The organism is Pseudomonas sp. B35(2017) (genome assembly GCF_002113645.1).
In the GTDB taxonomy this organism is placed as follows: domain Bacteria; phylum Pseudomonadota; class Gammaproteobacteria; order Pseudomonadales; family Pseudomonadaceae; genus Aquipseudomonas; species Aquipseudomonas ekonensis.
In genome coordinates, this window is sequence record NZ_NEIZ01000043.1 from 1 (window position 1) to 2,300 (window position 2,300).

The 2,300-nt window shown below is 60.7% G+C and carries 1 protein-coding gene; it reads left to right on the top strand.

Annotated features, from left to right (window positions below; translation table 11 throughout):
* The coding region (locus CAG41_RS28030; protein ID WP_085707755.1) for an Ig-like domain-containing protein at window positions 1–1,782 on the top strand (1,782 nt) is incomplete at its 5' end.
* Between the last annotated feature and the right edge of the window lie 518 nt (window positions 1,783–2,300).

Consider the following 2,300-nt stretch of genomic DNA (forward strand, 5'->3'; position numbering starts at 1 on the left):
AGCGCCGGCAAGGACGTCGTCTTCACCCTCAGCGCCGCGTTCGTGCAGCAGCACTTCGAGGCCCGGCGCGGGGAGACGCTGACGGCGAGCTACAGCATCCGGCGGGCCGAGACGGGCAAGGTGAGCTATTCCAATCCGCTGACGTTCGTGATCGGCGTGGCGCTGCAGCTGCAGCCGCCGCGCATCCAGCAGGCCGAGGCCGACGGCCAGACCCTGCAGCCGGTGAAGGCCAAGGACGCGCTGACCGCCGTCATCCCCGCCGAAGGCCTGCAGCCCGCCGACCTCCTCAGCGTCACCTGGCAGGGCGCGCCGGGCAGCCACGCCGAAGGTTCCCACACCACCGAGGCCAAACCGATCAGCCAGAGCGGCTACAGCATCGCCCTGCCGCCCACGGTGCTGGCCTTCGCCCTGGGCAAGACCGTCACCGTGACCTACAGGATCGAGCGCGGCGGCAAGGTGTTCGACTCGCCGCCGCTGAGCCTGAAGGTCGGCACCTTGCCGGCGACGGCGCTGAACTCGCCGGTCATCACCGACGCCGACGCGGGCAACGTGCTGGACCTGGCGGCGCTGGGCAGCAAGGACGTGACGATCCGCGCACAGGACTGGGCGCTGATCGCCACGGGCCAGCAGGTGTGGATGAGCCTGCTCGGGCGCAAGGCCGACGGCGCGGCGCATGACCTGACGGTGTGGAACGGCGGCGCTTCCTACGTCAACGCCACGTGGTTCCAGCAGAAATACTGGAACCGGAGCGTGGCCAACAGCTACTTCAAGGCGCTGGCCGACGGCAGCCAGTTGACCCTGAAGTTCAAGGCAGCGCTGGACAAGAGCAACGTGGCGGCCAATGCGGTGGTGTTTGCGGATCGGGTGTATACGGTGAAGGCGGTGCCGTTGGTGGTGCCGACGCTGACCAACGTGCTGGACGCCAACAACGTCGAGGTGCCGGAAGGCACCTACACCGTCAGCACCACGCTGACCCTCAAGGGCACCGCCAGCAAAGGCTTGCAGGTCGAGGTCTACGACGGCAACGGCTCGACGGCTGTGTCCAAGGGCAAGGCCACCGCTGACGCCACAACCGGGCGCTGGGAGCTCAAGATCAGCGTGCCGGTGGGGGCGCGGCGGCTGTACGCCAAGTCGCTGTATCACAGTACGGCGACTTATTCGAATGTGCGGCTGCTGACGGTGACAAGTCCGATGTCCATCGACCCATCGCCTATGACATTGAATGGGTTCGCGCTAGTTACGCCTACGGGCTGGGAGGTCAATCCTGCGTACGATTTCCCGGGAAATACTTCCACTCGCACGCCGAAGACGGGGATTCCGCCCTACACCTACAGCTCGGCGAATCCCGCAATTGCAAAGGTGAGTAATACTGGCAAGGTAGAAGGGCTCCAAAATGGTCGCACGGTCATTAGCGTGCGGGACGCATCGGGTCAGACTCGTGAATACAGCGTTACAGTTTCGAATGTGTATCGCCTTGTGACGCGTGACACGACGCTGGCTGGTAACACGGCAACCCTTTGGGCTTCACTCGGTTGGGTTCGCATCACACAAGCACATGCATTGAGCTTTGCCAAACGATACCAACCACCTTATGAGCGTTACTTCCCCACGCACATAACATATAGAGACGGAGTAGCGCTCGGCCCTTTGGTTGTGTTTGATGGGTGGTGCTATGAATTCGCACCGATAATGTACCCCCAATTTCTGTGGCGCTCGGAGGCTTCTGCTTGCACTTCCGGTAACAACACAGCACAAATGTGGGGATTGCTACCCACTCCGTAAACTCTGAATGAGCCGTGCGCTTAAAACCCTTGCAAGCTCCGCAGCAGCAGTAACTTTTGCCATGTCTATGCTGAAAAAATGGGGACGGATTTATTTATACGTCCCCATTTCAATCGAAATGGCTATGCACTTCATTTTTCAGCCACTTCGTTTACTTCCGTTTAAAACCACTTCCACCACCCCACGCCACCTTGCGCCATTGCCTACAGCTACGCCAGAATCCGCTGGCTTGTGTGCCTTAGGGGCTGGTTTTATTGTTTGCCGGTCACTGACGAATCAGTGATCGGGTTTAGCGATCCGACTCCCCACAGACGCAACAATGCCCTGTCTCATATGCAGTCAACTGCCTGCATTTGCGTAATGGTGGCTGTGCGCGGGAGACCTTCGGGTCTACCCGGGGTTTCTGTGACCCGGATCGCTAACCTGCGTACAGCCGCCACCTTTACTTGTTTAGCGATGGGTTGTGGCGGCTCAATCAATCACGGAGCGCATGCCATGTTCAAACCCACCCCCAACCT